Origin of the sequence: Hymenobacter edaphi, from assembly GCF_003258365.1 — a bacterium.
Classification (GTDB): Bacteria; Bacteroidota; Bacteroidia; order Cytophagales; family Hymenobacteraceae; genus Solirubrum; species Solirubrum edaphi.
The window spans coordinates 1339020-1362066 of record NZ_QHKM01000001.1 but is presented as its reverse complement, the minus strand read 5'-3'; the positions used below and the strand labels follow the sequence as shown (position 1 = coordinate 1362066).

18 protein-coding genes are annotated in these 23047 nt (G+C 65.4%); 10 read left to right on the top strand and 8 right to left on the bottom strand.

Features of this window, described 5'->3' with window-relative positions:
- Positions 1-3 precede the first annotated feature (3 nt).
- The 5 genes from DLM85_RS05635 (at position 4) to DLM85_RS05610 (ending at position 8946) form a co-directional block, all read left to right on the top strand.
- Positions 4-1014, top strand: coding sequence for a TRAFAC clade GTPase domain-containing protein (locus DLM85_RS05635; RefSeq protein ID WP_133256921.1), 1011 nt, complete (start codon positions 4-6; stop codon positions 1012-1014).
- Positions 1011-1847 carry a TRAFAC clade GTPase domain-containing protein gene (locus tag DLM85_RS05630; protein ID WP_111477061.1) on the top strand — a complete coding sequence of 279 codons (837 nt, stop codon included), beginning with the start codon at positions 1011-1013 and terminating at the stop codon, positions 1845-1847. Before DLM85_RS05635 ends, DLM85_RS05630 begins: the two co-directional genes overlap by 4 nt.
- A gap of 22 nt (positions 1848-1869) precedes the next feature.
- Entirely contained in the window at positions 1870-4383 is a 2514-nt protein-coding gene (locus tag DLM85_RS05625; RefSeq protein WP_111477059.1) for a GAP1-N1 domain-containing protein, read from the top strand.
- On the top strand, positions 4376-5419 hold the full coding sequence (locus tag DLM85_RS05620; protein WP_111477058.1) for a 5'-methylthioadenosine/S-adenosylhomocysteine nucleosidase family protein: 1044 nt from the start codon (positions 4376-4378) through the stop codon (positions 5417-5419). The genes DLM85_RS05625 and DLM85_RS05620 overlap by 8 nt, the downstream gene beginning before the upstream one ends.
- A gap of 509 nt (positions 5420-5928) precedes the next feature.
- The gene (locus tag DLM85_RS05610; protein ID WP_111477056.1) at positions 5929-8946 is read left to right on the top strand and encodes a Tn3 family transposase; all 3018 of its coding nucleotides are present in this window, start codon (positions 5929-5931) and stop codon (positions 8944-8946) included.
- A gap of 982 nt (positions 8947-9928) precedes the next feature.
- Here the strand turns inward: DLM85_RS05610 and DLM85_RS05605 are convergent.
- From DLM85_RS05605 to DLM85_RS05585, 5 genes are all read right to left on the bottom strand, one after another.
- Positions 9929-10171, bottom strand: coding sequence for a hypothetical protein (locus DLM85_RS05605; RefSeq protein ID WP_111477055.1), 243 nt, complete (start codon positions 10169-10171; stop codon positions 9929-9931).
- Positions 10172-10267: 96 nt separating this feature from the next.
- Positions 10268-10702, bottom strand: coding sequence for a nucleoside deaminase (locus DLM85_RS05600; protein WP_111477054.1), 435 nt, complete (start codon positions 10700-10702; stop codon positions 10268-10270).
- Positions 10703-10718: 16 nt separating this feature from the next.
- Positions 10719-11159 carry a hypothetical protein gene (locus DLM85_RS05595; RefSeq protein WP_111477053.1) on the bottom strand — a complete coding sequence of 147 codons (441 nt, stop codon included), beginning with the start codon at positions 11157-11159 and terminating at the stop codon, positions 10719-10721.
- Between the two features lie 67 nt (positions 11160-11226).
- Positions 11227-11517 carry a hypothetical protein gene (locus DLM85_RS05590; RefSeq protein ID WP_111477052.1) on the bottom strand — a complete coding sequence of 97 codons (291 nt, stop codon included), beginning with the start codon at positions 11515-11517 and terminating at the stop codon, positions 11227-11229.
- A gap of 15 nt (positions 11518-11532) precedes the next feature.
- On the bottom strand, positions 11533-14640 hold the full coding sequence (locus DLM85_RS05585) for a PD-(D/E)XK nuclease family protein (RefSeq protein WP_111477051.1): 3108 nt from the start codon (positions 14638-14640) through the stop codon (positions 11533-11535).
- Positions 14641-14737: 97 nt separating this feature from the next.
- On the opposite strand from DLM85_RS05585, the gene DLM85_RS25715 reads away from it, so the two are divergent.
- From DLM85_RS25715 to DLM85_RS05570, 3 genes are read left to right on the top strand one after another with little or no spacing between them, the layout of a single operon-like run.
- Entirely contained in the window at positions 14738-15319 is a 582-nt protein-coding gene (locus DLM85_RS25715) for a hypothetical protein (RefSeq protein WP_133256920.1), read from the top strand.
- Position 15320: 1 nt separating this feature from the next.
- Complete coding sequence (locus DLM85_RS05575) at positions 15321-15959, top strand: hypothetical protein (RefSeq protein WP_111477049.1); 639 nt, start codon at positions 15321-15323, stop codon at positions 15957-15959.
- Positions 15956-16378, top strand: a complete 423-nt coding sequence (locus DLM85_RS05570; protein WP_133256919.1) for a hypothetical protein — start codon at positions 15956-15958, stop codon at positions 16376-16378. The genes DLM85_RS05575 and DLM85_RS05570 overlap by 4 nt, the downstream gene beginning before the upstream one ends.
- Here the strand turns inward: DLM85_RS05570 and DLM85_RS05565 are convergent.
- Positions 16366-16707: a hypothetical protein gene (locus DLM85_RS05565; RefSeq protein WP_111477047.1), complete on the bottom strand. Its 342-nt coding sequence runs from the start codon at positions 16705-16707 to the stop codon at positions 16366-16368. The genes DLM85_RS05570 and DLM85_RS05565 overlap by 13 nt on opposite strands.
- 1 nt (position 16708) lies before the next feature.
- Positions 16709-17230 carry a GNAT family N-acetyltransferase gene (locus tag DLM85_RS05560; RefSeq protein ID WP_111477046.1) on the bottom strand — a complete coding sequence of 174 codons (522 nt, stop codon included), beginning with the start codon at positions 17228-17230 and terminating at the stop codon, positions 16709-16711.
- Between the two features lie 167 nt (positions 17231-17397).
- Between DLM85_RS05560 and DLM85_RS05555 the strand changes: the two genes are divergently transcribed.
- Together DLM85_RS05555 and DLM85_RS05550 are read left to right on the top strand one after the other, a co-directional pair.
- Entirely contained in the window at positions 17398-17922 is a 525-nt protein-coding gene (locus tag DLM85_RS05555; RefSeq protein ID WP_111477045.1) for a vitamin K epoxide reductase family protein, read from the top strand.
- A 75-nt stretch (positions 17923-17997) separates the two neighbouring features.
- Positions 17998-20370: a hypothetical protein gene (locus DLM85_RS05550; protein ID WP_133256918.1), complete on the top strand. Its 2373-nt coding sequence runs from the start codon at positions 17998-18000 to the stop codon at positions 20368-20370.
- 347 nt (positions 20371-20717) lie between these two features.
- Here the strand turns inward: DLM85_RS05550 and DLM85_RS05545 are convergent, their stop codons facing one another.
- Positions 20718-22925 carry a xanthine dehydrogenase family protein molybdopterin-binding subunit gene (locus DLM85_RS05545; RefSeq protein ID WP_111477043.1) on the bottom strand — a complete coding sequence of 736 codons (2208 nt, stop codon included), beginning with the start codon at positions 22923-22925 and terminating at the stop codon, positions 20718-20720.
- Positions 22926-23047: the final 122 nt, after the last annotated feature.

Sequence of the window (23047 nt, the reverse complement as noted above, 5' to 3'; positions counted from 1 at the left end):
CCGATGCAGAACGGACGATGCACAAATATCAAGTGCGGAGCCAATGCCACTGGGCTATGCCTCCTGAATAACCCTAAGCTGACTGATTGCGAGCACTGGCAACCTGATGCGACCAACGCGGCGGATGCATCGAATAAGAAAGCGAAATCGACCTCGGGGCAAACCCGCGCCAAGCGCGGCCAAGCTCTGGAGGGCCAGAGTGTCGAATGGACCGGCTATCCGTTGCGGTTAGCCGAAATTGAACTGGTCAGCCGCCGCACCAACCCACTCATCATTGCACCCGTTGGCGCTGTATCCGCAGGCAAGTCTTCCTTCTTGGGTATGTTGCACAGCCTGCTGCTGCGCGGACACGGATTGGCCCAGTACACTTTCGCCGGCTCGCTAACCTTGCTTGGTTGGGAAGACTTGGCCGTTGCATTACGATTTCACCGGGGGCAAGCCACCGATCAAATTGCTACGCCCAGCGACCCAACGTACTACAGCCTGTTGCATTGGGCGATGCGACGGGCCGATGGTTATCTACGAGACGTGCTTTTTCCGGACGCTTCCGGCGAAGTCTTTAGCCAGTGGGCTGTAAACCAGAGCGACCCCAACGCGGACAACGTGCGCTGGATTCACCGACACGCCGACGCTTTTGTTTTTTTCATCGATTGCGAAGCCTTGGTGTTGCGACGGGGAGCCGCGGTTTCCAATTTGATGGACTTGGCGGGGCGCCTGGCTCACGGCCTAAACGGCCGTCCGGTAGTCGTTGCATGGGCGAAAGCAGACATGATGGACCAGGTACGGCCAACCGTGAAACAGAGCCTGCTTAGTCAACTGGAACAAGTCCTGGGTGCAGTACCACATTTCGAGATCAGCAAACAGTTACAAGGCCAGCCTGATCCGCGGCAGCTGGCCAACCTCGGGCTTGTGGATCACATTCTGCAAGTGATAGAATCCAACCGGCCAGACTCGCCCGAGGTTGCCATCCCTGTCGGCACGCAGGATCATTTCTTTTTATACCGGGGCAAATGAACCAGGGGGGAAACAGTGTGCTGATTATCGGCAAGCCGGGCACGTCCAAAACAACGTTCTTGGCGCAGCTGTACGGCAAGTTGGTGACAACGCCAGGCCGCCTAAAACTGCGTCAGGCGCCACAGGACTTGTTGGCAATTGACGAAGCGCGGCGGCGGCTAGCCGAAGGGCAACCCACCGAGAGCACGCCGGCGGAACAAAACAAGGTGCTGCGGCTAAGCTTACTGCTAGACGACGAACCGTTGGAAGTAGAATTTCCAGACTATGGGGGTGAGCAGGTAAAAGCCATCATCCGGGACCGGCAGTTGGGACTGCAATGGGCCGAAATGTGCCGCAACAGCAATACCTGGCTCATTTTCATCCGCCTGCACGACCATGTCGAACCCCACGACGTGCTGACAAAATCCTATACGGAAGTGGCGCCCGCGTCCACTGAGGTCACGAGCGATACGCACGTCGAGCCGGTGCACACCAACGAAGCGGTGGAACTCGTCGAACTTCTCCAAATGCTGCTGGCGACACGGTCCATCGGGACGCAAGTGCCAATTACGCAGCCACGGCTTAAGTTAGTCCTGACGCTTTGGGATGAGCTGCAGACCGATGACCTGCCGGAAGCCGTACTGGCTCATCGGTATCCGCTGCTGCTTCAGTACGCACGCAGTAACTGGCATCCGGCGGCGCTGCAGGTGTGGGGGCTATCGGCGCAAGGGTTTCGGCTTGACACGGAGGAAAACCAAGACAAGTATCTGGATTACACCCCTGCCGAACACGCTTATGTAATCCTGCCCAGCGGAGGAGAGCCGGTACACGACCTCTCGCTGTTGTTCGAGTAATTTCGGGGAATCGACGTCGACCGTGAGCTTCACCATTCACCAAGCCTTTTTTGGACAGGACCAACAGCACGGCCAAGGCTACGAACTGCTGCAAACCACACATCCTGACAAGGGACTTGTTCGGCAGATGGGCAATTCGACGGACTTGATCGAAACCGTGCCGAGTCAGATAGCCTGGCAGCCAGCGCTGCGCGGGCGGGCGTGGAACGATCACTACCTGCTCTTTAGAACGTACGCGGATAAATCTCCGGATGTCCGCCCAGGCCGGGTATTCTCGCACGCGCTGATCATTGAGCAACGGATGCTAGCCCAGCTGTCGGATATCCGGCCATTGCTGGAGCTGTTTCCTCCTCTGCTGAACAAGGAAGCTGTGCTGCAGCCGGTTGAGTTGCAGCCCGTGAAAAAGGCAGCGATACCTCTTACTCCCCGGCTAGGCTATCTACTTAAAGAACTGGTTACCCCAACACGAACCGGTCCCATTATTTGGGCTGGTCAGGCCGGATTTGACGCCGCCGCCGCCTTGCTCTGGCAATGCCTTAGCGGGACTGAACGCGGGGAACTGAATCTCAACGTGGGCTTCATGCCGCACCAGCTACGCGACGTTTCCGCACCGTTACAACTCATCGCGGTGCCTGAAGCGATTCTGCCACGCTGGAAAGCCCACCACTTCGTCATTGCCGCTACGGATGCTCATGTGGCGCTTTCGGAAGCCGAAGCGTATTTGGCTGGGGATACTATCCGGGCACCATCGCTGATGGCGCTCTTGCAAAAGCTGGCAGCGCCGGCCGCCAACAGGGCCCAGCTAGATATGTTGCAACGGGTAGCCCCAACGGCTACAACGTTGGCGCAGGCGCCGCTGCAAGACGTATTGACCTTGGCCACCATCTTGTATTGGTATCATCCGGCACCAACAGAGGTAAGCCAGCAGGTCCTGGCCCGTTTAGTGCAGTTGGTACACACAAGTGGAGCAGGTGAGTTAAACCGCTTGCGCTCGGTGACCAAGGACATGCTGCCTGCCGATGCACTAGACCAGCTCGCAGTTGCGGCCAGTGCGCAAATCCCCACGCTACTTGCCAAGTTACCGGCCGAGCAGCTCGTCCCGCTATTGGCGTGGGAGGCCGAGCCCTTGCGGCAGTGGTGGAGGGACAGCCTACGAGTAGCAGTCGGTAGCGTTTTCAAAAGTGGGGGCACCACTACTGGCAAGCTGGTAGTAAGCCTGTTGGAGCAACCGTGGGACAGCGTAAGAGATTATTTACGGCTTCTACCGGCTACGTCCCAAATCGAAGATTTACTGCTGGCTGCCTTGCCTGCTTCCTGGCCAAAAGCAGCGTGGGAAAACGGTGCCTTGCTGGCGCAAGCTCAACACTGGTACCGCTTGTACATGACGTGCCAACTCCACCTGTTTCCACTCGCCGAAGCATTACAACGGCAACTGGCCTACGACACCTCCCCAACGCATGTGGCGGCTCTCCGGATTGCCGTCGCCCACGCCAAGCCCAAGGACTTTGTGGCAGCAGCGGCCGAACTCGATGACCAGCGGATCACGCAATTAGCGGGCGAGTTGTGCGCCAAACAGCCGGCGTTGTTGCGCGCGATCAACGTTACCGTTTCAGGATGGCAAGAAATATGGCTTGCCACAGCCCGGCAGACGGGCAACGTCTGGACTGGTATCCAGGAGCCGATGATGCTGTTGTCGCAGCTATTGGATGAAGGGCTAACCAGCAGCGTGCCCCCCGCACTGCTGGAGTTAATCGGTGCCACGCCGTACGCAGATATACGCAGCTATGCGAATCGCAAAGCGGTCTGGTCAACGTTGCCAACCCGAGCCCGCGCTGCTTTCTTACGTGCCACAGCACGCGGGTTACTTACGGATAATGGGGCTGACATATGGACGAAAAAACTCGAGCCGGAGTTAGAGACGCTGTTTGGGTCTAATGATTATCAGACGGAGGTGTTCACATACCCAGCGTTGTCATTGGGCCGTGTCATTGACTACAGCAAACGGTTCGCTGTTCCCGAGCATACCGTGCTTCGTTATTTACGTAGCTACCGCGGTACCCCTCTAGCCGCCGAGGCACGTGCGTTCGGCCAATTGGTGATGCTGAAGCGCTGGAACGCCACGGCGGATGAACTATACACCCTAAGCCGTATGCAACCAGGCTGGCAGGAAGCCTTGGCTGGATGCCTTAGTTTGCTGGGGGGCATCAATCGGTTTTTTGCTTATCTAATGCCTGGTTTGAGTTCGCTCCCGACACGTCACCAGCTGCAGGATAGTTGGTGGAAGTCCTTGCAAGAAGCACTGCTGATAGCATATTACGAAGGCCCCTTGCAGGACGGCTTGTGGGAAGAGGGGGGCGGAGAAAACCACGAAATCAATACGCGCCGCAGTGTGGAAGAGCAGTGGACGGATGCTATTCGGAGGCTGCGCACCCGGAAGACACGGGCTAGAATTGACCTGCTAATGGATGCGATAATCAAACAACATCCGCGCAACGACACCTTTACAACCTTGCGTCACAACTTGGCCCATGCATAACCAAACCGTCGTCGTTCTCTCTGCCTTGGAAGGCAACGAGCGCCAAATCTTTCGCCCGTTTCTCACGAATGAACAGGTAATCCGCCACCCGGCCACGCAAACCGACTATTACAGCGGCACACTGCAAACCGAAACAGGAGATGTTCGGCTGATATTAGGCCGCACGGACCAAACCAATGTCAGCGCCGCATTGGAAACGGATCGAGCGCTGGCTCACTTTACGCCACGATATGCCTTTTTTGTAGGTGTGGCCGGGGGGCTAAAGGATGTGGAAGTGGGAGACATTGTCATCGGGAAGGATGTATACGGGTATGAACGCGGTAAAACGACTGCGGACGGATTTAGAGCGCGCCCGGGTGCCGGGAATTCTTCTTATGCGTTGGAACGAGCTGCTACCGGTTTTGTGCATTCGCAGCCCTGGCAAGACATAGCGCGGGACCTGCCTAACGGCAACTTTCCGTCACCGGTAAACATTGTCACCGGCACAATTGCTTCGGGGGAAAAGGTTGATGGAGCGGTTACTTCCGAACTGCACAGATTTCTGCAAGAGCATTGCAACCACGCCTTAGCTGTGGAAATGGAAGGATTTGGTTTCTTGGAAGCCGCTCGCCAACACCCGCAGGTGCATGCATTGATAGTCCGGGGAATTTCCGATTTAGTCGATGACAAGAGCAAATCGGATGGCTTAGGGTCGCAACCCTACGCTAGTGCAAACGCAGCAGCTTTCACCATCGCTCTGATCAAGCAGCTGTATTCAACTACGTATACCAAACGACTACCTACTCCTGAAGAAGCCAAGCAACTAATTGCTATAGCAAGTGAATTATACTCCGGAGGTATTCGGGACGCTGCCATTTGGGAACGGGCGGGAGGACGAGTATCCGATATTGCGGTGAGTCCCAATGGGCGAACCCAATGGCAAGACGCTATGCGTCATATGCGTAACGGGGGAAGAGGTGCTTCCTTCTCTAAACTCTTGGACGAGATGCTGGAGGATTTCCCAGATAAAGTAGAACTACTATCAATCCGCGGTTAATATGTGAATACCGAGGAGAGTGACGGGGTGCTGGTTTAATATGTGGTTTCGCCGTACAAGCGGTATGATTCAGACCACGTTGAACTGCGGTAAGTGTGGGAGCACGGCCACAGTCATGGTCAGGTCAACTATCTCTGCACCGCTTGGCGGCTCGAAGCCTTGTTTGCGCCAGCCGCTCCGCGCAAGGCAGCACAGTATGCGCAGGTGGAAAGGTTGCTGCTCGAACACGTTTCCTAACGCGCTATCGTGCGCCTGACGGGCGTGGCGCATATGACCGTGGCCAGGCGGCAAAAAAAGTGCAGGCCAAGCCGAGTAGTTATCCGCTGCCGCGGCAGGTGAAGGAGCTGGAACGGGATGAGTTGGGGACGTTCGTGCCGCCGCTGGGCATGCGGCGTCTTCTACCAGCGGCCAGGGACTGGTTCGTTGGGATATGTCCCCGCTCGCCTAAGCTGCCGTGCGCGGCTGCGCCGTGCGTGCAGCGCCCGAAAACACAACCAGCGTACAGTTCTATGCCCGTTGAGTTCCTGAGCGATGAGCAGGCGGCCCGCTACGGCCGTTTCTCGACCGGCCCCAGCGCCGAGCAGCTGGCCCGCTATTTCTACCTGAGTGCGGCTGACCGGACGGTGGTCGCGCAACGGCGACGAGCGGCCAACCGCCTGGGCTACGCGGTCCAGCTCTGTACACTCCGGTTTCTGGGTACGTTTCTGCCAAACCCGTTCCAGGTGCCCGCGGTCGTCGTCGACACCCTGGCGGCCCAGCTGCTGCTGGACGCCGCGGCGTGGGAGGCGTACCGCGCCCGCCCCAGCACCTGGTACGAACACCAGGCCCACATCGTGGCTTACCTGGGCTACCGTCCCTTCACGGGGCGTGAAGGGTTTCGGCTCGCCCGGTGGCTCTACGCTCAGGTGAGCACCAGTACGGTGCGCCCCAGCGTGCTGTTCGACCTGGCCACGGCCCACCTGGTCGCTGAGCGCGTGGTGCTGCCGGGCGTGTCGCCGCTGGCCCGGCTGATTGCGCGGGTGCACCAGCGCCACGGCCGTCACCTGTACCGGCTGCTGTGGGGCCGGCTGACGGCGGCCCAACAACAAGCGCTGGACGCGCTGCTCCTCGCGGCCCCCGGGCAACGGCTGACGCCCTTGGAGCGGCTGCGCACCCCGCCCACGCGCGTGTCGGCCCCGGCCTTAGGTGAGGCCCTGCAACGGCTGGAGCACATTCGGGCCGTAGGGGTCAGCGACGTATCCGTGCGCGATGTACCTGACGCCCGCCTGGCCCGGTTGGCCAGGCACGCGCACCAGGCCTGGGCCCAACCCCTGTTGCGCATGGCCCCCGAGCGCCGGGCCGCGACCCTGCTGGCGTTTGTACAAAGCTTGGAGCGCACCGCCACCGACGACATCCTGGACTTGTTCGACGGGCTCTTGGCGACGCTGGCGTTACGCGGGGAGGCCCAGCGCCGGCGCGAGCGGCTGCGCACCCTCAAGGACTTGGACGCGGCCGCTTTGGTGCTGCAGCACGCTGCGCGCCTCGTGCTGGACCCGGCCGTACCCGACGACGCCGTGCGCGCCCAGGTGCTGGCCACCGTCGGCGAGACGGCCCTGCGGGACGCCGCCGCAGCGGTGCAAGCGCTGGCCAGTCGCGCTGACGATCCGGCGCCGCTGGTCCTGGCTGGGCGCTACGCGACGGTACGGCGGTTTTTGCCCGCCCTGCTGGCGGGCCTCGCCTTTGCCGGCACGCCGGCGGCCACCCCGCTATTGCAAGCCTGGGCGTTCCTGCAGCAACGCGAGCAGCCGGGACGAGGCCGGCCCGGGTGGGCGAAGGCCCCGGCGGCGGTCGTGCCCGCCAGCTGGCGTCGGCGTGTGTTCCCCCGCCCCGGTGAAGTGGACCCGGCGGCTTACACGCTGTGCGTGCTGGACCGCTTGCACCATGCGTTGCGCCGCCGCGACGTGTTTGTGCCGGTGAGTGAGCGCTACGGTGACCCGCGGGCCGATCTGCTGCGGGGCGAGGGGTGGGAAGCCGCCCGCGACTCCGTGGCCCGGGCGTTGGACCGCTCCACCGACCCGGCGGTGGAACTCGCCCGTTTGCAGCAGCAGTTGCACACTGCTTACGCGGACGTGCAGGCTAACCTGGCCCAGAATACCGCCCTGCAGCTGGTGCCCGGCGACCCACCCACGCTGGTGCTCAGCCCCCTGGCCGCGCAGCCCGAGCCGGACCGCCTGGTGCAGCTACGCGAGCAGTTGGCGCAGCAGCTGCCGCCGGTGGAACTGGCCGCCTTGCTGCTGGAGGTGGATGCCTTCACCGGCTTCGCCCGCGCGTTTAACCATGTCGCCGACGGGCAGCCGGCTGACCCCGACTTGGCCCGCAGCCTCTGCGCCGTGCTGCTGGCCCAGGCTTGCAACATCGGCCTGAAAACCGTGGCGCGGCCGGAGGTGCCGGCCCTGACCTTGCCGCGCCTGGCGTGGGTGCAGCAGCACTACCTGCGCCAGGAAACACTCGCCGCCGCCAATGCCCGGCTGGTTGACGGGCAGGCTCGGCTGCCACTAGCCCAAGCTTGGGGCGGCGGGGAAGTGGCCTCGGCCGATGGCCTGCGCTTCGTGGTGCCGGTGCGCACTATTTACGCCGGGTGGAACAGCAAGTATTTTCCGGGCCAGCGCGGCGTAACGTATTACAACTTCACCAGCGACCAGTTCTCCGGTTTTCACGGCATTGTGATTCCGGGTACCCTGCGCGACTCGCTCTTCATCCTGGCCGGGCTGCTGGAGCAGCAAACCAGCCTGGACCCGCGCGAAATCATGGCCGACACGCACGGCTACAGCGACGTGGTGTTCGGCCTGTTTGCCCTGCTGGGCTACCGCTTCAGCCCCCGGCTGGCCGATTTGCCCGACCAACGCTTCTGGCGCCTGCAGCCGGCCGACGACTACGGGCCGCTCAACGGGCTGAGCCGCCACGTGGTCAACGCCCGGCTCCTCGCCGAGCACTGGGACGACATGCTGCGGCTGGCCGGCTCGCTCAAGCTGGGCAAGGTCAAAGCCACCGCCGTCATGCGCACCTTGCAGCGCGCAGGTTCCCTGTCGGGCCTGGGCCGGGCGGTGGCGGAGCTGGGCCGGATAGAAAAAACGATCTACTTGCTGGCCTACGTCCAGGACGAAGCCTACCGGCGGCGTATCCTGGTGCAGCTCAACCGGGGCGAGGGCCGCCACGCGCTGGCCCGCGCCGTGTTTCACGGCCGCAAGGGCGAACTGCGCCAACGCTACCGCGAGGGCATGGAAGACCAGTTGGGGGCGTTGGGGCTGGTGGTGAACGCAGTGGTTTTGTGGAACACGCGCTACCTGCAGCACGCGTTGGAGCAGCACCGGGCGTCGGGGCACGACGTGGCGGCCGACGACATAGCCCGCCTCTCCCCGCTGCTGCACGAGCACGTGAACATGCTGGGCCAGTATGACTTCAGCTTGCCTGCCCACCTCGCGGCGGGGGAGCTGCGTCCGTTGCGCGACCCGGCGCAGTGGCAGGAACGCTTTGTGCCGGTGGGGTAAAGGCAGCCAGCATCAACAGAGACCAGCGCAGCACCGTACGGGGTGGGGTAACACGTGAGGCAATCAGTCACCTGCATGAGGGCGACGGAAAGCCGCCGGTTTACCCGATATACGGTGTCCGCTGTGAACCCCAACGCTGGGCAGAGGGAGTTTGTCGGGTGCAGGTGGTGGCCCCACGGTATCTGCAGGCTGCGTATGGTGCTCGAGGTAATCGGCCAGCACCTTGGCGGGTTTGCCCGCGACCTGGCTCAGGCTAATACAAGCCAGGGCGGCGAACCCCAGGCTCACGCCACACACGAGTCGGGCAAAACAGAGCAGTTGCTGGGGTGGGAGTCGCTCCGCAACAATGCTGAGGACTTTCCACAGGCCGGTTGGCGCGGGGCTGGGAAGTCGGGTGGGGCGGGTGTCCGTAGGCGTATCCATACAATTCCTGGGTGATGTTGTGACGGGTGAGGCCGGCATTCAACACCGTCTCCACCGAAGTAGTGAGGCAAGAATAGCCAGCCCGACAAAGCACGAATTCAGGAGTTGCCCAAACTAGGACAGGGTATGATACCTTGATTCCAGCACGCTAAAGCACTTTTCTGCTGTCTGGACTAGGCTATTGGAAGCGCTTGTCATCCCCAAACGAAGGGGGAGCAGTGTGCACTCGATCAGCACAACGAGTTGGCTTGGGCGTAGCCAGAAAAGAAGCGATGTGAAGTCGACCTTACTTGGTGGGATGTGCGGGAGTCCATGTGCCACTGGGCAAACGTGCAGCGCTACGCTCAGGTGAACAGAAACAAAAAAGCCCCTGAACAAGGGGCTTTCAAAACGACACAAGCACTTTCCAGCTATGGGACACCGACTAATGGGGAGTTCTGCGAACTTTAAAAGCCCGCTGGTTGGCAGGGTGAGGTTGAGACAACGATATGGCTGTATTGGCGGGATGGCAAGGTTGGATAACGAGCCGCGATTCGCTTAGCGGGAATTTTGGTTCCAACTATTGTACTACCCCGTACTTCAGGGCGCGCAGCCAGGCCGGGTCGGTGGGGGGAATGGGCAGCAGCAGCATCGGCGGCATCTCCCACTTCCAGGCCCGCGCCAGCTCGGCCTGGCGCTGCGGCCCGAAGGGGTCGAGCAGCTCCTGGCAATGCTCGCACCGGTCGTCGGGCTGCAGCTGGTGGGCCGACCACTGCCCGCAGTGGGGGCAGCGCTTGGTGGCCGAAAGCGGGGGACGTTCCATGCCCGTAAACATACGCCCCGTCGCCCGCACGGCCGCTCACATCTTCGGGGGAGCGGGCCGGGGGCAGCGGGGCGCAATCAAGGATACAGGCGGGGCCTACAGCTCCATGATGTCCTCGTTCCAGAGCGTGGGCTCGGCCGTGATGAACTCGTTCATCATGTCCACGCACTCCTGCAGGTCGAGGATTTCCACCTCCACGCCGTGGCTTTCCAGGAACTCCCGGGACTCGCCGAAGGTGCGGGCCTCGCCCACCACCACTTTCGGAATCTTGAACTGCACGATGGTGCCGGCGCACATGTAGCAGGGCATCAGCGTGGTGTAGAGCACCGTGTCGCGGTAGGTGCGCTGGCGGCCGGCGTTGTTGAGGCAGTCCATTTCGCCGTGCAGGATGGGGTTCAGCTCCTGCACGCGCTTGTTGTGGCCCTGGGCCACGATTTCGCCGTTGCGCATCAAGACCGAGCCAATCGGGATGCCGCCCTGCGAGCGGCCCAGGCGGGCTTCGTCGATGGCGACTTGCATGAATTTGTCCATGGGGAGAGGGGGAAGGTTAAGAAAGGAAGTTCAGTTGTTCATCGGCGTCGGCCGGGGCCAGTTCCAAATCGAATAGGGCCTTCGACGCGCCAAATTCGGTGCAAAGTTGCGTAAGCAGCCGCTGGGCCTCGGCTTCGTTGGGTTGGTCGGGCCCATATGCTTCAATGGAAAGGCCCAGGAGTAGCCGGTCACGGGGGCTAAAGTACATCAGGACGCCGTTGACGCGGGGAAGCCGGCTGGCGAAATACAGCGCAAAAGCCCTGCTGGGGTCGGCCAGACCAAAAGCCAGGGTGGCTTCCAACGTCCCCGTTTCAACGCTCACAGCGGTATCCGTGAGCAGCACGGAAAAGTCCGCGCGGCGCATGTCCTTCGACAAATCCGCGTACCGGCTTAAGAAACGGTCGATAACGGCGCGGGTGCGCGCAACCGGAATGTAGAGGTCCAGACAGGGAGGCATGGGCAGGGCAGGGCAGGGCAGGGCAGGCGTCCGGTAGTACGCGTGGAGCGGGGAAGAAGGCAACCCGCTAGCGGAAGTGCCGGCGGTGCCCCCGGACGAGCAGGCCCACCGGAATGAGCACTGCGCCGGCCAGGATAACCGCCTGGCTGGCCGCGGCGCTCAGCTCAAACGACCCGCAAACCACGCCAAGGCCGGCCAGGTCCAGAAACGTGCGCTTGGCGTGCCGCCACCACACGGTGCCGGCCTCCACCTCATACCTGTCGAACCCGAGCAAGCCGTGGTACAGCAAATTGCTGACGCTGACGCATAAGAGCGTCAACAGTACCAACGCCAGGGGAATGGTAAAAGCGGCAAACATGGCAACAGCGGGGCGTTAGCGCGCGCAGATGCCCTTGTAGGGGCAGTACTGGCACACGTTCAAGTCGTCGGTTTTGCGAATGGGCTCCTGCGGGTCCAGCATGCGGTCGACGAGGCGGGTGAGGGCCTGCTGGCTGGCTTCCTCGAACAGCTGGCCCTCGGCGGTGAGGAAGCTCAGATCGGCGGCCAGCAGCTTGGGGTCGGGGCTGCGCAGGGGCACGATGGCGGCTTCGGCGGCCGCGTAGCCGCGCTGGGCCAGCATCAGGCGGTAAAGCCAGAGCTGCCGCACCTTGTCGGGGCCGCCGCCGGCTTCGCTCACGAGGCGTTCCAGGGCTTCGGCGGGCGAGTATTTCTTGTAGCCGCTGCCCATCAGGTTCAGCCCGCCGCCGTGCACCGAGCCGGTTTTGTAGTCGATGATGCGGCGGCGGCCGTCGGGCAGCTCGTCCACGCGGTCGGCAAAGCCGATGAGGTGCACCGTCACCCGGTCGCCGGCGCGGGTTTCCACGGTCACGTCGCCGGTCAGGCCTTCTTCCAGGCCCACCACGCGCAGCGGCCCCTCATCCTGCAGCTGCTGCGCGAGCGTATCGAGGTAGCGCTCCACCAAGCGCACGCCCACGCCGCGCAGCACGTGGTTGAGGCCTTCGTCGGGCAGCTGCTGGCGCGGGGTTGAGGTTTCGGCGCCGTCATCGAGGGCCAGACCGCGCTCCAGCAGGCCGGCAATCTGCGGGCGCCAGGTGGCCACGTCGTCGGCCGAGATGGGGCGCCGGTCGAGGACGAAGGGCGTCATCAGCTGCTCCAGCACGTAGTGCACGGCCGTGCCGAACACGTCGGCGCCCAGGTCCTCCTCCACGCCGTCCTGCTCCTTGAAGCGGGCAATGCGCGAAAAGTAAAACTGCAGGGAGCAGGTCAGAAACTGATTCAGCGCCGAGGCCGACAGCCCGCGCTCCAACAGCCCCCGAATGGCACCCTGCATTTCGTAGTCCTTTTCCAGCACCAGGTCGCCCTCGTACTTCTGGCCGGTGGTCAGTTGCGGGTTGTCAGTTGGCCGTTGCTCCGCGAGTGGGACGCCGGGCGTAGGGGACGTGGCCGAGCCGCGGGCAATTTCGCCGCCGATCAGCTCGCCCGAGGGCAGCAACGTGGCCGAGGCTACCAGGTCGAGCACCTGCAGGCCGGGGTTCTGGTCTCTGAGGTCGTGTTCGATCTGCAGCAGAAAGCGGCTCCTTTCGCCGGCCTGCACGCCCTCGGCCCCGGGCAGGATGTAGACCAGGTCGACGCGGCGGGCGCGCTGCAGCAGGCGCCAGAACTGGTGGGCGGTGGCGGCTTCGTGCTCGGCGTAGGTGGGCAGGCCGTACTTGGTGAGCACGTCGTAGGGGAAGAGCGAGTTGTTGCGCTTGGGGGCGGGCAGAATCTGCTCGTTGCAGCTCAGGATGACGACGTGGTCGAAGTCCAGGGCGCGGGTTTCCAAGAGGCCCATCACCTGCACCTGCGCAATCGGCTCCCCGGCGAAGGGCAGGCGGGTGCGCGTCATCTGCTCGTAGAGAAAGCGGCGGAAGGAGCGCACCGAGGGCCGCTGCTGGCGGCAGTCGAAGGCCGAATCGAGCTGGCGCACCAGGGTGTAGAACAGGTACAGGTACTCGGCTTCGATGGCCGTGTGCTCCTGCCGGTACACGTCGCGCAGCAGCTCGATGACCTCGTAGCAGGCCCGCACCACGTCGTCGCAGTTGCGCCAGGGCCGGAAAAGGGCCTCCACCAGCGGGTGGTGCCGGCCCAGCTCGCGCAGCTCCTCCTCGGTCAGCAGCACCGCGTTGCGCTGGATGATCTGCCGGCAGAGGTGGTCGAGCACGTGGTGGAATTGCTCGTCGGGCTGCTGATCCAGCCATTGCTCGTAGCGGCGCAGGAAAGGGTGGGCCAGCAGCTTGGTCACCGTCAGGTGGTGGTAGCGCCGCACGCCGTAGTCGGGCCCGGTTTCGCCCTCGCGGATGCCGGTCAGGTGCACCTCGAAGAGCAGGTCGATGAGGTTGAACAGCGGGGTGCTGCGGAAGCTCAAACCCATGGTCACGTTGAACTGCGGCACCTGCTCCGGCGGCAGGCCGTGGAGCACGGGCAGCAGCAGCGTCTCGTCGGGCAAGACCACGGCCACCGAGCCGTGCGGGCTAAGCTGCAGGCCCTCGGCCACCAGCTGCCCGGCCACCTTGCCCTGCATGGAGTTGTTGGCCACCCCGATCAGGCGAATCTGCCGCGGCACGGTGCGCAGCAAATCCTCGGCCCCGGCGTCGGCGAAGCCCAGGGCCTCCACGCCCAGGTCGAGGTGCTTGCGCAGGTCGGCGAAGGGCAGGCCGGCGCGGTTGGGGCCGTCGAGGTAAAACCGGTCGGTGTCGAAGCGGATTTCGGCCCTGCCCGCTTTCTGCAGCTGGCGCAGCAGGTATTGCTCCGCGCGCGACAAAATGCCCAGCCCCAGAAACACGTGCCGGGGCACCGGCTCCTCGTTCTTGAGCCGCCGCTGCATCACGTCGACGGCCAGGCGGTAGGCCAGGCCGGGGTAGGCGAGGTTGTCCTGCTTGAGGCGGCGGCGCAGGCGGCGGTACACCTTCTCCAGGTCGTCCCAGAACCGGAACCAGGCCGCCGTGGCCGAGGCCGGCGCGGGCGAGTCGGTGAGGTCCCAGCGTTCCAGGGCTTTGGCTTCGGAGAGGTACTCAAACAGGCTGGCCGGGTCGGCCAGGTTCTGGTCGAGGTTGGAGAAGTCGTCGAGCAGCAGGCGCGACCAGCCGGTGAACAAATCGAAGTCCAGGTTGGGGTCCAGCTCCCGCAGGATGTCGAAGAGCAGCAGCTGCAGGGCAATGGGCTCCTCCACCTGCACGCCCGCCAAGTCCACCATGTAGTCCTCCATCGACGTCACGCGCGGGCTCCACAGCGCCTCGCCGACGGGCGCGGCCAGGGCCAGCTCGTTTTTGAGGTACACCACCGCCCGGCGCGTGGGCACCACCACCACCAGGTCCGACAGCTCGGTGCCGCTGAAGCGGCCGAGCAGGTCCTTGGCCGCCTGACGCAGAAAGGGTTGCAGCTGGCGGGCGTCGAGGGCGGGCGGGGGCAGGAGGGGAGCGGGGGCGGAAGCGGGCGAATTCATGCTGAGTAAAGATAGGGCCACGGGCGCGGCGGGGCTGTATATTTGGCTATTGCGCTTAGCCAAAGGTGATAATGTTATGCGGAAAACAACAGTAGGAATGCTAATGCTGGGCGGGCTGCTGGCCGCCTGCACTGCCCAGCCCGATCCGGCCGCCCGCGCGGCCCCGACCACCGTCCGTACCGAGCCCGTACCGGCTTCGCCCGCCGCGCCGCAGCTCGCACCGGCTTCCCCGGCTGCCGCCCCCGTAGCCGCCGCCGCCGAGCCAGCCGCCGAAACCGACACCGCCGACCAGTACGAAACCATGTACGTGGTCATTGCTGATACCAGTCGGCAGTACCGCCCGCTGCGTCGGCAGATGCTGCGCCTGCAGGCCGTCACCAGCCAGCGCATCGACACGATGGGCCGCTTCTACGACCCCAAGAAGAACCTGATCCGCTTGCCCGATAACGACGCGGATGAGGTGTACGCCGGCGACTATTTTCCGCGCCGCACGCCCGACGCCACCCTGAGCGTGGAGTATACCACCCTCTACACGTCGGCCCACGATAAAAGCATGGCCCTGGTCACCGGCATCTACCAGGAGCCCGCCCGCGCCGACAGCCTGCTGGCCGTGGTGCGCCGCACCGTGCCCACGGCGTTTCGGGTGAAGACGCGCATGTTCATGGGCTGCCTGCACTAAGATGCAGTGGCGCGTCAGCAAGGCAACGGAGCCCCGGCCGGCGGCGGAAAGCAGCAGTTGGGGGCTGATCTTCTTTCTGCTACTGATTAGTCCGCTGGTACTGCTGGGGCTGTTGATCGGGCTGGCCATGTTGGCCTTGCTCGGCCTCTACTACACCCTGCAGGGTTGGCTGCGCCGGTCTGAGCCGATGAAGCCGGCGCCTCCGGCCCCGCCCGTGCGGGTGCTCGACACGCCCCGGCTGGTAATCGAGCTGACCGATGAAGCGGCGCTGGCGCTTTCCCTCGAGCAAGAGCAGGTGAGCGACGCCTGGGCCGATGTGGGCGATGAAAACCTGCTGAGCCTGGCTGCGACTACGCCGATATTGCCCGGTTTGCATGGCCAGTTGGTTACGGGCTTTTGCCATCCCTGGCACGGCGGCCTGCTGCTGCAGGTGGTGGAAGCCACGGACGGTGAGCCGGCCGTAACGTCCGTTCTGGGCTGGGCCGATCCGGCTACGCAGACCTGGCAGCCCCTGGCGGAAGCCGGGGCTTTTCTGCTCTTCCATCCCGAAGACGCTCCAGACAACGTTATCGAAGGCTGGAACCAGGACCAGGGCAAAATCAAGCTGACGCTGTTGCTCGAACCTTCCTTGCACCCTTGAGCCAGCCTGATTTGCAGCGCCGCCTCTACCTCATCGTCGATCCGGCTTACGGCGAGCAGCTGGCCGCCCTGCCCACCGACACGGCGCGGTGGGTGGTCGACAGCCCGCAAAACACCCCCGTGGCGCACCGCCTCTGGCAGGAGCGGCCCCGCAAGGCGCCACTGGCAGGCCTCACCGTATTCAAGCCGCCGGCCGACACGCCTACCGAGGTGCTGCTCGCCATCCTCGATACCGTGGACGAGCACGAAGGCGAAACCACGGCGGGCGGCGGCTACGCGGCCTTGGAAGTCATTGGCTGCGCGCCCGATGCGGATATCGAAGAGGCCCTGGCTGAGCTGGACTTGCGCGTGACCGAGCGGACGGAGCTGAGTTTCGTGGCTACCTCTGGGACGACTAACCGCCCGGCTCAGAGCCCGTAAATCTCCGCCCACACGGCCGGCAGCCACACCTCCGTGCCGGCGGGCAGCTCGCCCACGCTGTCGGCGTCGAGCAGCAGCACGTAGTCGGCGGTGGCGGCGGCGCCGGGCGCGTCGGCGGGCCGCTGCAGCTCCTCCACGGTGGCGGGCACCAGCCGCGGGCCGGCGGGCAGGCGCAGCTCCACTTCCAGGCTGCTGTGCAGCGGAAAGCGGCGCAGGGCGGCTTCGTAGCGCGGGGCGCGCAGCAGCGTGCCCAGCCCGGGCAGGCGCAGGGTGGCGTCGACGATGAGCAGCAGCTGACTTTGGCTGGCGCCTTCCTTCGGTTCGGGCATATCAGGGCTGTACGGGCGCCGGGTTATCGATGGTGTAGAAGCGCTGCTCGGCGCCGTAGTAGTGAGCCGGGCCCTGGTAGCGCAGGCCGCACTTTTCCAGCACGTGCTGCGAGGCCACGTTATCAGGCGCGGTGATGCCCACAACCTGGGCCAGGCCCAGCGGCCCGAAACCGTACTCGATCAGCGCCCGGCCCATTTCGGTGGCGTAGCCCCGGCCCCAGGCCTCGGGCAGCAGGCGGTAGCCCAGCTCGATGTGCGCGGAGGTGTCCAGAGGCTTGAGCAGGTGAATGCCGACCACCCGCCCGCTGGCTTTTTCGACGGTAAACCAGCGGCCCATGCCGGGCCAGCGGGCGTAGTCGGCGGGCATGTCGTCGAGGTACTGCCGCACCACCTCGGCCGGGCGCGGCGCCCCGATGTGCCGCATGATCTGCGGATCGGACTGAAAGCGCAGGTACAGGTCGAAGTCGGCGGCGGTGATGGGGCGCAGGGCCAGACGGGTGGTTTCGGGCAGGGCGTGGGGCATGGGCCAAAACTACGGCGCGGCGGCAACACGGGCCAGACCGGCCCGGGCATAACCAGAACCCGGCGGCCCGCGGTGCGTACGTTTTCAGGGCCCGCCCGGTGCCGCGAAGCCGCCCGAAGCGCCCCTTGCTTTTTCAGTTGCTCATCCACTCATCTACGCATCTGCCCATGAACCCCACCCAACTCAGCCGCGAGCTGCGCACCGCCCGCACCCCCGACCTGAAGCGCCGCCGCTGGATTATCGGCCTGTCGCTGCTGGGCGTGGCCCTGGGCCAGATCGTGACGCTCTACCAGACCGGCATCATTCGCCACCTGCCCGACCCGCCCGTGGGGCCCTTCGACTCCGACAAGGTCGACGCCTCGGACTACGCCTACAAGCGCCTCGATCTGCCCGACGCGGCCGGCATGATCATCACCTACGGCCTGACCACCGCCCTGGCCGCGGCCGGTGGCAAAGACCGCGCCCTGATGAAGCCCTGGCTGCCGTTGCTGATGGGCGCCAAGCTGGTGGGCGACATTGCCACCAACCTCACCCTGGCCCGCGAGGAGTGGCAGGACAACAAGGCCCTGTGCTTCTACTGCCAGACGGCCTCGGTGGTATCGGTGGCCTCCCTGGCGCTGGCCGTGCCCGAGCTGCTGCGCGCCGGCCGCAACGCCCTCGACAGCGGCCCCAACAGCGTGGCGCAGGTGTAGCCCGGGTTTCGCCCCGGTTTCGCAAGTTGCAGCCCCGGCCACGCGTCCGATGCAGGACGCGGCCGGGGCTGTGCTATGTCTATTCTTCGTTATTGGCCCCTGGCGGGCGTGTTCGTGCTGGCCTGCGAAGCGCGCAAGCCCGCCGCCGAAACGGCCGCCGCGCCGCCCGCGGCGGAGCCGGCCCCGGCTCCGCCGGTTCAGCCAATCCGGCCGCTCGTAGCCGATACGGCGGCGCCGTTTGAGCAGCTGCCGGCCCGCCTGCACTCGGTAGCGGGCCGGCCGGTGGTGCGCCTGGATGGCCAGGCCTACCGCGTCGAAACGGCCGTGCAGGTCGACCTCAGCCGGCCGCTGCCGACTGGCACTACGGAACCGGAAGCCGACCTGGCCGATTCGCTGAGCCGGGTCCTCGGCTACGGCTACGACGCGGTGTACACCATTCGGCTGCTTGATGGGGGCGGCAAGACCCGTTTTGCCACCACGCTGCGCAAGCCCGATTTTGCCCCTGCCATCGGCCGGGAGGCGGTAGCCGGCTACGCCACCAGCGCCCCTGCTTTGCTGGCCTTCCTGCCGGGCTTCCATGCCCTGGTTTTTGAGGTGGGCTTTGTTATGGATGGGACGGACAATATTTCGACGGCCCTGCTGCTGCTCGACGCCACCACGGGCCGCGTCCGGCAGGTGCTGCCCTACGGGCAGTGGGACGACGGCGACTGCGCCAATACCCTGACCACCAACGGCCGCGCCCTGCTCACCGGCTCCGATCTGGTACGCACCGACGGCCGCCGCGTCTCGCTGCTGCGCCCCGGTCAGCAGGTGGCCGGTACGCGCTGGCTAAACGACCAGACCTTGCTGGTGGCCTACGTGGGCGCCTACGACCGGCAGGGCAACCGCCGCCCGCTCCGCGGCCCCAACGCCCATCTGCTCAACCTCGACGGCCGGGAGCTGGGCGCTTTCCGCCTCGCTGGGCTGGAAGCAGAAGTAGGCTTCACGCTGCGCGACCAATACCTGCAGCAGACGCGCACCTACTACTTGCTCGACGACGAGCACCGCACGCTGCGGCTCTTTCCGCACGAGCAGCCGCTGCGCTACCGCACGCTGCGGCTGGCACAGCTGCCGCGCTTCGCGCCGCCGCAGTCCGCTTCACCGTGTATTCGACGGGCGGCCTGCCACCGGTTTTCTACGTCGATACCCGCAGCGGCGCTATCCGCTACCAGCCGGCGGCGGCGGTGCCTTCGGACTGACTTTCCGCGGCGGCGGTGCATCTTGCGGCCCGTTTGCCCGTTTAGGCGTCGATATATGGTGAAGAACAGCTGGCTTGCGGGCCTTTTGCTGGTGGCGTGCGGCGTGGGCTGCGGCCCCAGCCGGCACCCCGTCGCCGCGGCCGACGACGCGGCCGCGGCCACCGGCCCCGTGGCCGCGGCCGATACCGCGCTGCCGTTTGCCCAGTTGCCCGCCGAGCCGGTGGCCCGCACCGTGCAGCTGGCCGGGCAGCTGTGCCGCGTCGAAACCGACGCCCGCGTGGATGCGCGCCGGCCCTTGATGCTGCGCGACTCCCTGGCCGGGCAGCTCGCCGCCCGGGAGCTGACCCAGTTGAAAGCCAGCGGCGCGGGCTTCGATGCCGTGTACACCCTGCGCCTGCGCGGGGCCGATGGGCGGGAGCAGTTTCGCACCGAGTTGCGCAAGGCCGATTTTACGGCGGCGGTGGGCGAGGAGCTGGTGACGGAAAGCCTGCCCGCGGCGCCGACATTTGTGGGCTACTTGCCGCGCCTGCACGCGCTGGCCTTCACCGTGTGGTTTCAGGCCTACGACACCGACTGGGCCGCCGCGGCCCTGCTGCTGCTCGACGCCACCACCGGGCAGGTGCGCTACCTGGGCCTCAGCCAGCGGGCCGAAGACCAGCCCGCCGCCAACGTGCTCACCCCCGATGGCCGCACCCTGCTCACCCGCTACGCGGTGCTCACCGCCGGCCGCCCGCCCGTCGAGCTGACGGTGCCCAACCTGCAGGTGGCCGGCACTCGTCTGCTCAATGCCCGCGCCGCCCTGGTGGCCTACGCCCCCGCCCTCGACGAGCAAAACCAGCCGCTGCCCCTGCCGCGGGCCAACGCCCTGCTGCTCGACCTCGTGGATGGCCGGGTGCTCACGCGGCTGCACCTGGGGGCCACGGCCACCGGCTACCAGCACGGGCGCGGCCTGAGCTACCAGTACCTGCATCAGACCCGCACGCACTACTTTTTCAGTCCCGACGACGAGACGCTGGTGCTCGTCCCGCGCGAGCGGCCCACCGCCCTGCGCCGCCTGCGCCTCGCGGCCCTGCCCAAATTTCGCCTGCCCCAGCGCCCCGCCGAAGTCCGCTTCCGCCTGCCCGCCGGCCTGGGCTCCAGCCTGATTCTTTACGCCGATACCGTGAGCGGGGACTTGCGCAGCCAGGCCGCCGCCCCGCCGCAACCCTGAGCAGGGTGGTAGGGTGAACCGCCGGGGGCGCATTTGAAACTACCAGAACGTCATGTCGAGCGCAGCCGAGGCATCTCGCGTGCTGACGTTGTGGTGATAGAACGTCCTGGTCGTTGACCCACTCACTAGGGTCTGTGGACAGTAATCGAAAAATGTGTTGTGAGGCTTTCCAGGTCGTCATGCTCAGCATGACGTTCTTTGTGCTTGCTGTCCACACAACCTAGCCCGGGGTTTGAGCCCTGGGGCAATCGAGAGGAAATAACTCGTGGGATACACTTACGAAGCGGTAGAGATGCTTCGACTGCGCTCAGCAGTACGTTCAACGCTGACGCTGAAAGTGGAAGACGCTAGCTTTCCTTCGGGCTGGGCGCCAGCTTCCAGGGGCGGATGGGCAGCTCGCGCACCCGCACGCCGCAGGCGCGGTGCACGGCGTTGGCAATGGCGGCCGCGGTGGGGCCCTGAGCGGCTTCGCCGGCGCCCAGCGGCGGCTGGTCGGGGCGACTGACGATGCTGACCTCCACCCGCGGCACCTCGTCGAAGCGGTAGATGGGGTAGGATTCCCAGTCGTGGCTGCGCACCTGCTGCTCGTCGAACTGCACCTGCTCCAGCACCGTCCAGCTGGCGGCCTGAATAAGCCCGCCCTCGGTCTGGTTGCGCAGCCCGTCGGGGTTGATGACCTCGCCCGCATCGATGGCCGCCCAGAGCTGGCGCACCCAGGGCGTGTGGTCTTCGGGGCTGACCCACACGCGGGCCACCACGGCCAGGTAGGCCGCCTGGTTTTTGTATTGCGCGAAGGCCACGCCCAGGCCCTCATTGGGGCCGAGCTGCACGCCCTGCGTCAGGCGCCGCACTTCTTCGATGACGGCCCGGGCCCGCGCATCGGTGAGGTGGGCGAGGCGAAAGTCGTACGGGTCCTGCCCGGCCAGCTGGGCCAGCTCGTCCATGCCCGATTCCAGCGCGAAGACGTTGCCGAAGGCGCCCAGGCTGCGCAGGGCCGATACCCGCAGCGGCCCCGCGAAGGAATGGGCGTTGACGAGCAGGTTCGGAATCTGGTACAGCGGCTCGGAGTTGCGGGAGGTGCCGCCGCTCAACTCGGCCCGCTTGTATTCGAAGGGCTTGGCCAGCAGCTGGGCGGGCAGCAGCTTGTCGGGCTGCCCGGCGGGGCGGGCGCTGTGCGTGTCGGACCAGAGCTCCATGTGCCAGTGCGTGAGGCGGCCGCGGGCGTCGAGGCGGGCCTGCAGATCGAAGAGCATGGCCGAGCCGTAGGGCTCATGCAGGTGCTCGTCTTCGCGCGTCCACTGCAGGCGCACGGGGCGACCGGGGTAGGCGCGGGCCAGCAGGGCGGCTTCGGCGGCCACGTCGTCGGCGCCGTTGTGGCCGTAGCAGCCGGCGCCGGGCACGCCCTTGGCGTGCACCTGATCTTCGGGCAGGCCGAGCAGTTTGGCCACTGCGGCCCGCAGCGGGTACACGCCCTGGCTGTGGGTCCAGATATGCAGCTGGCCTTTCTCGAACAAGGCCACCGCGCACGAAGGGCCGATGGCGGCGTGCATCAGGTAGGGCTTGAAGTAGGTGGCCCGGAAGGTTTTTTCGCCCGCCGCGGGCGCGCTGCCCACGTCGCCCCGGCGGGCTACTTCGTCCACCTTTGCCGGCAGGGCGCGGATAACCTGAGGCAGGGGCTTGCCGGCCGGCAGGGCCGGGCCGGGCGTCCATTGCAGGCGCGGCTTCAGCCAGTCGTGGGCTTTGATGGCCGTCCACTCATCCGCCGCCAGCAGGCCCACGAACGAGCCGTCGACCACCACGCGCAGCAGGCTCGGCACGGCCTGGTGCAGCGCCGCTTCGTCGACGCCCCGCAGGCGGGCGCCGGGGGCGGGCGGGTGCAGCACGCGGGCGTGCACGGTGCCGGGCAGGCGCATATCCTGCACGTACACCGGGGCGGCCCGCACCATCCGCTCGATTTCCTCGCGGCGCAGCGGCTGACCGACTACCTGGTGCTGGTTTTGGGGCTTGAGCACCGTGTCGGCGGGCACTTCGCCGGTGAGCTGCCGGCCTTGCAGCAGCTCGGCAAACGTGAGGCGCTGCCGCCCGTCGGTGGTGCGCACAGCGCCGTCGGCCAGCTGCAGGGTGGCGGCGGGCACGCGCAGGCGCTTGGCGGCCAGCTGCAGCAGTTGCTGGCGGGCCGCCGCTGCGGCCCAGCGCACCGACAGGGCACTTTGCTCGATGGAGGCGCTGCCGGCGGTGTACCGCTCGTCGGGGGTACGGCCGGTTTCGGCCAGCACCACTTCCACGCGGCTGAGGGGCAGGTTCAGCTCCTCGGCCGCCATCTGCGCCACTGCCGTGCCGATGCCCTGGCCGATTTCAATCTTGCCGGTGAGCACCCGCACGCGGCCGTCGGCCAGCACTTCCAGCCAGGCGTTCAGGCGCGGGTTGTCCTGCAGGGAGCCGGGGCGCGGGTCGTCGGCGGCCAGGGCTTCGGCGGCGGCCGGCAAGGCCCCGAGCAGGCAGAAGGCGATGGTTAGGCGGCCGGTGTCTTGCAGAAAGGCGCGGCGGGAGGGCATAAGCGAAGGCGGGGATAGAGCTGAAACAAACGCGCGACAACGGCTCCGACGTAAACTGTCGTTGGCGGGGTGGTGCCGAAACGACGGGGCCTTGGGGCCAAGACTTCCTGGGTTTCGGGCCA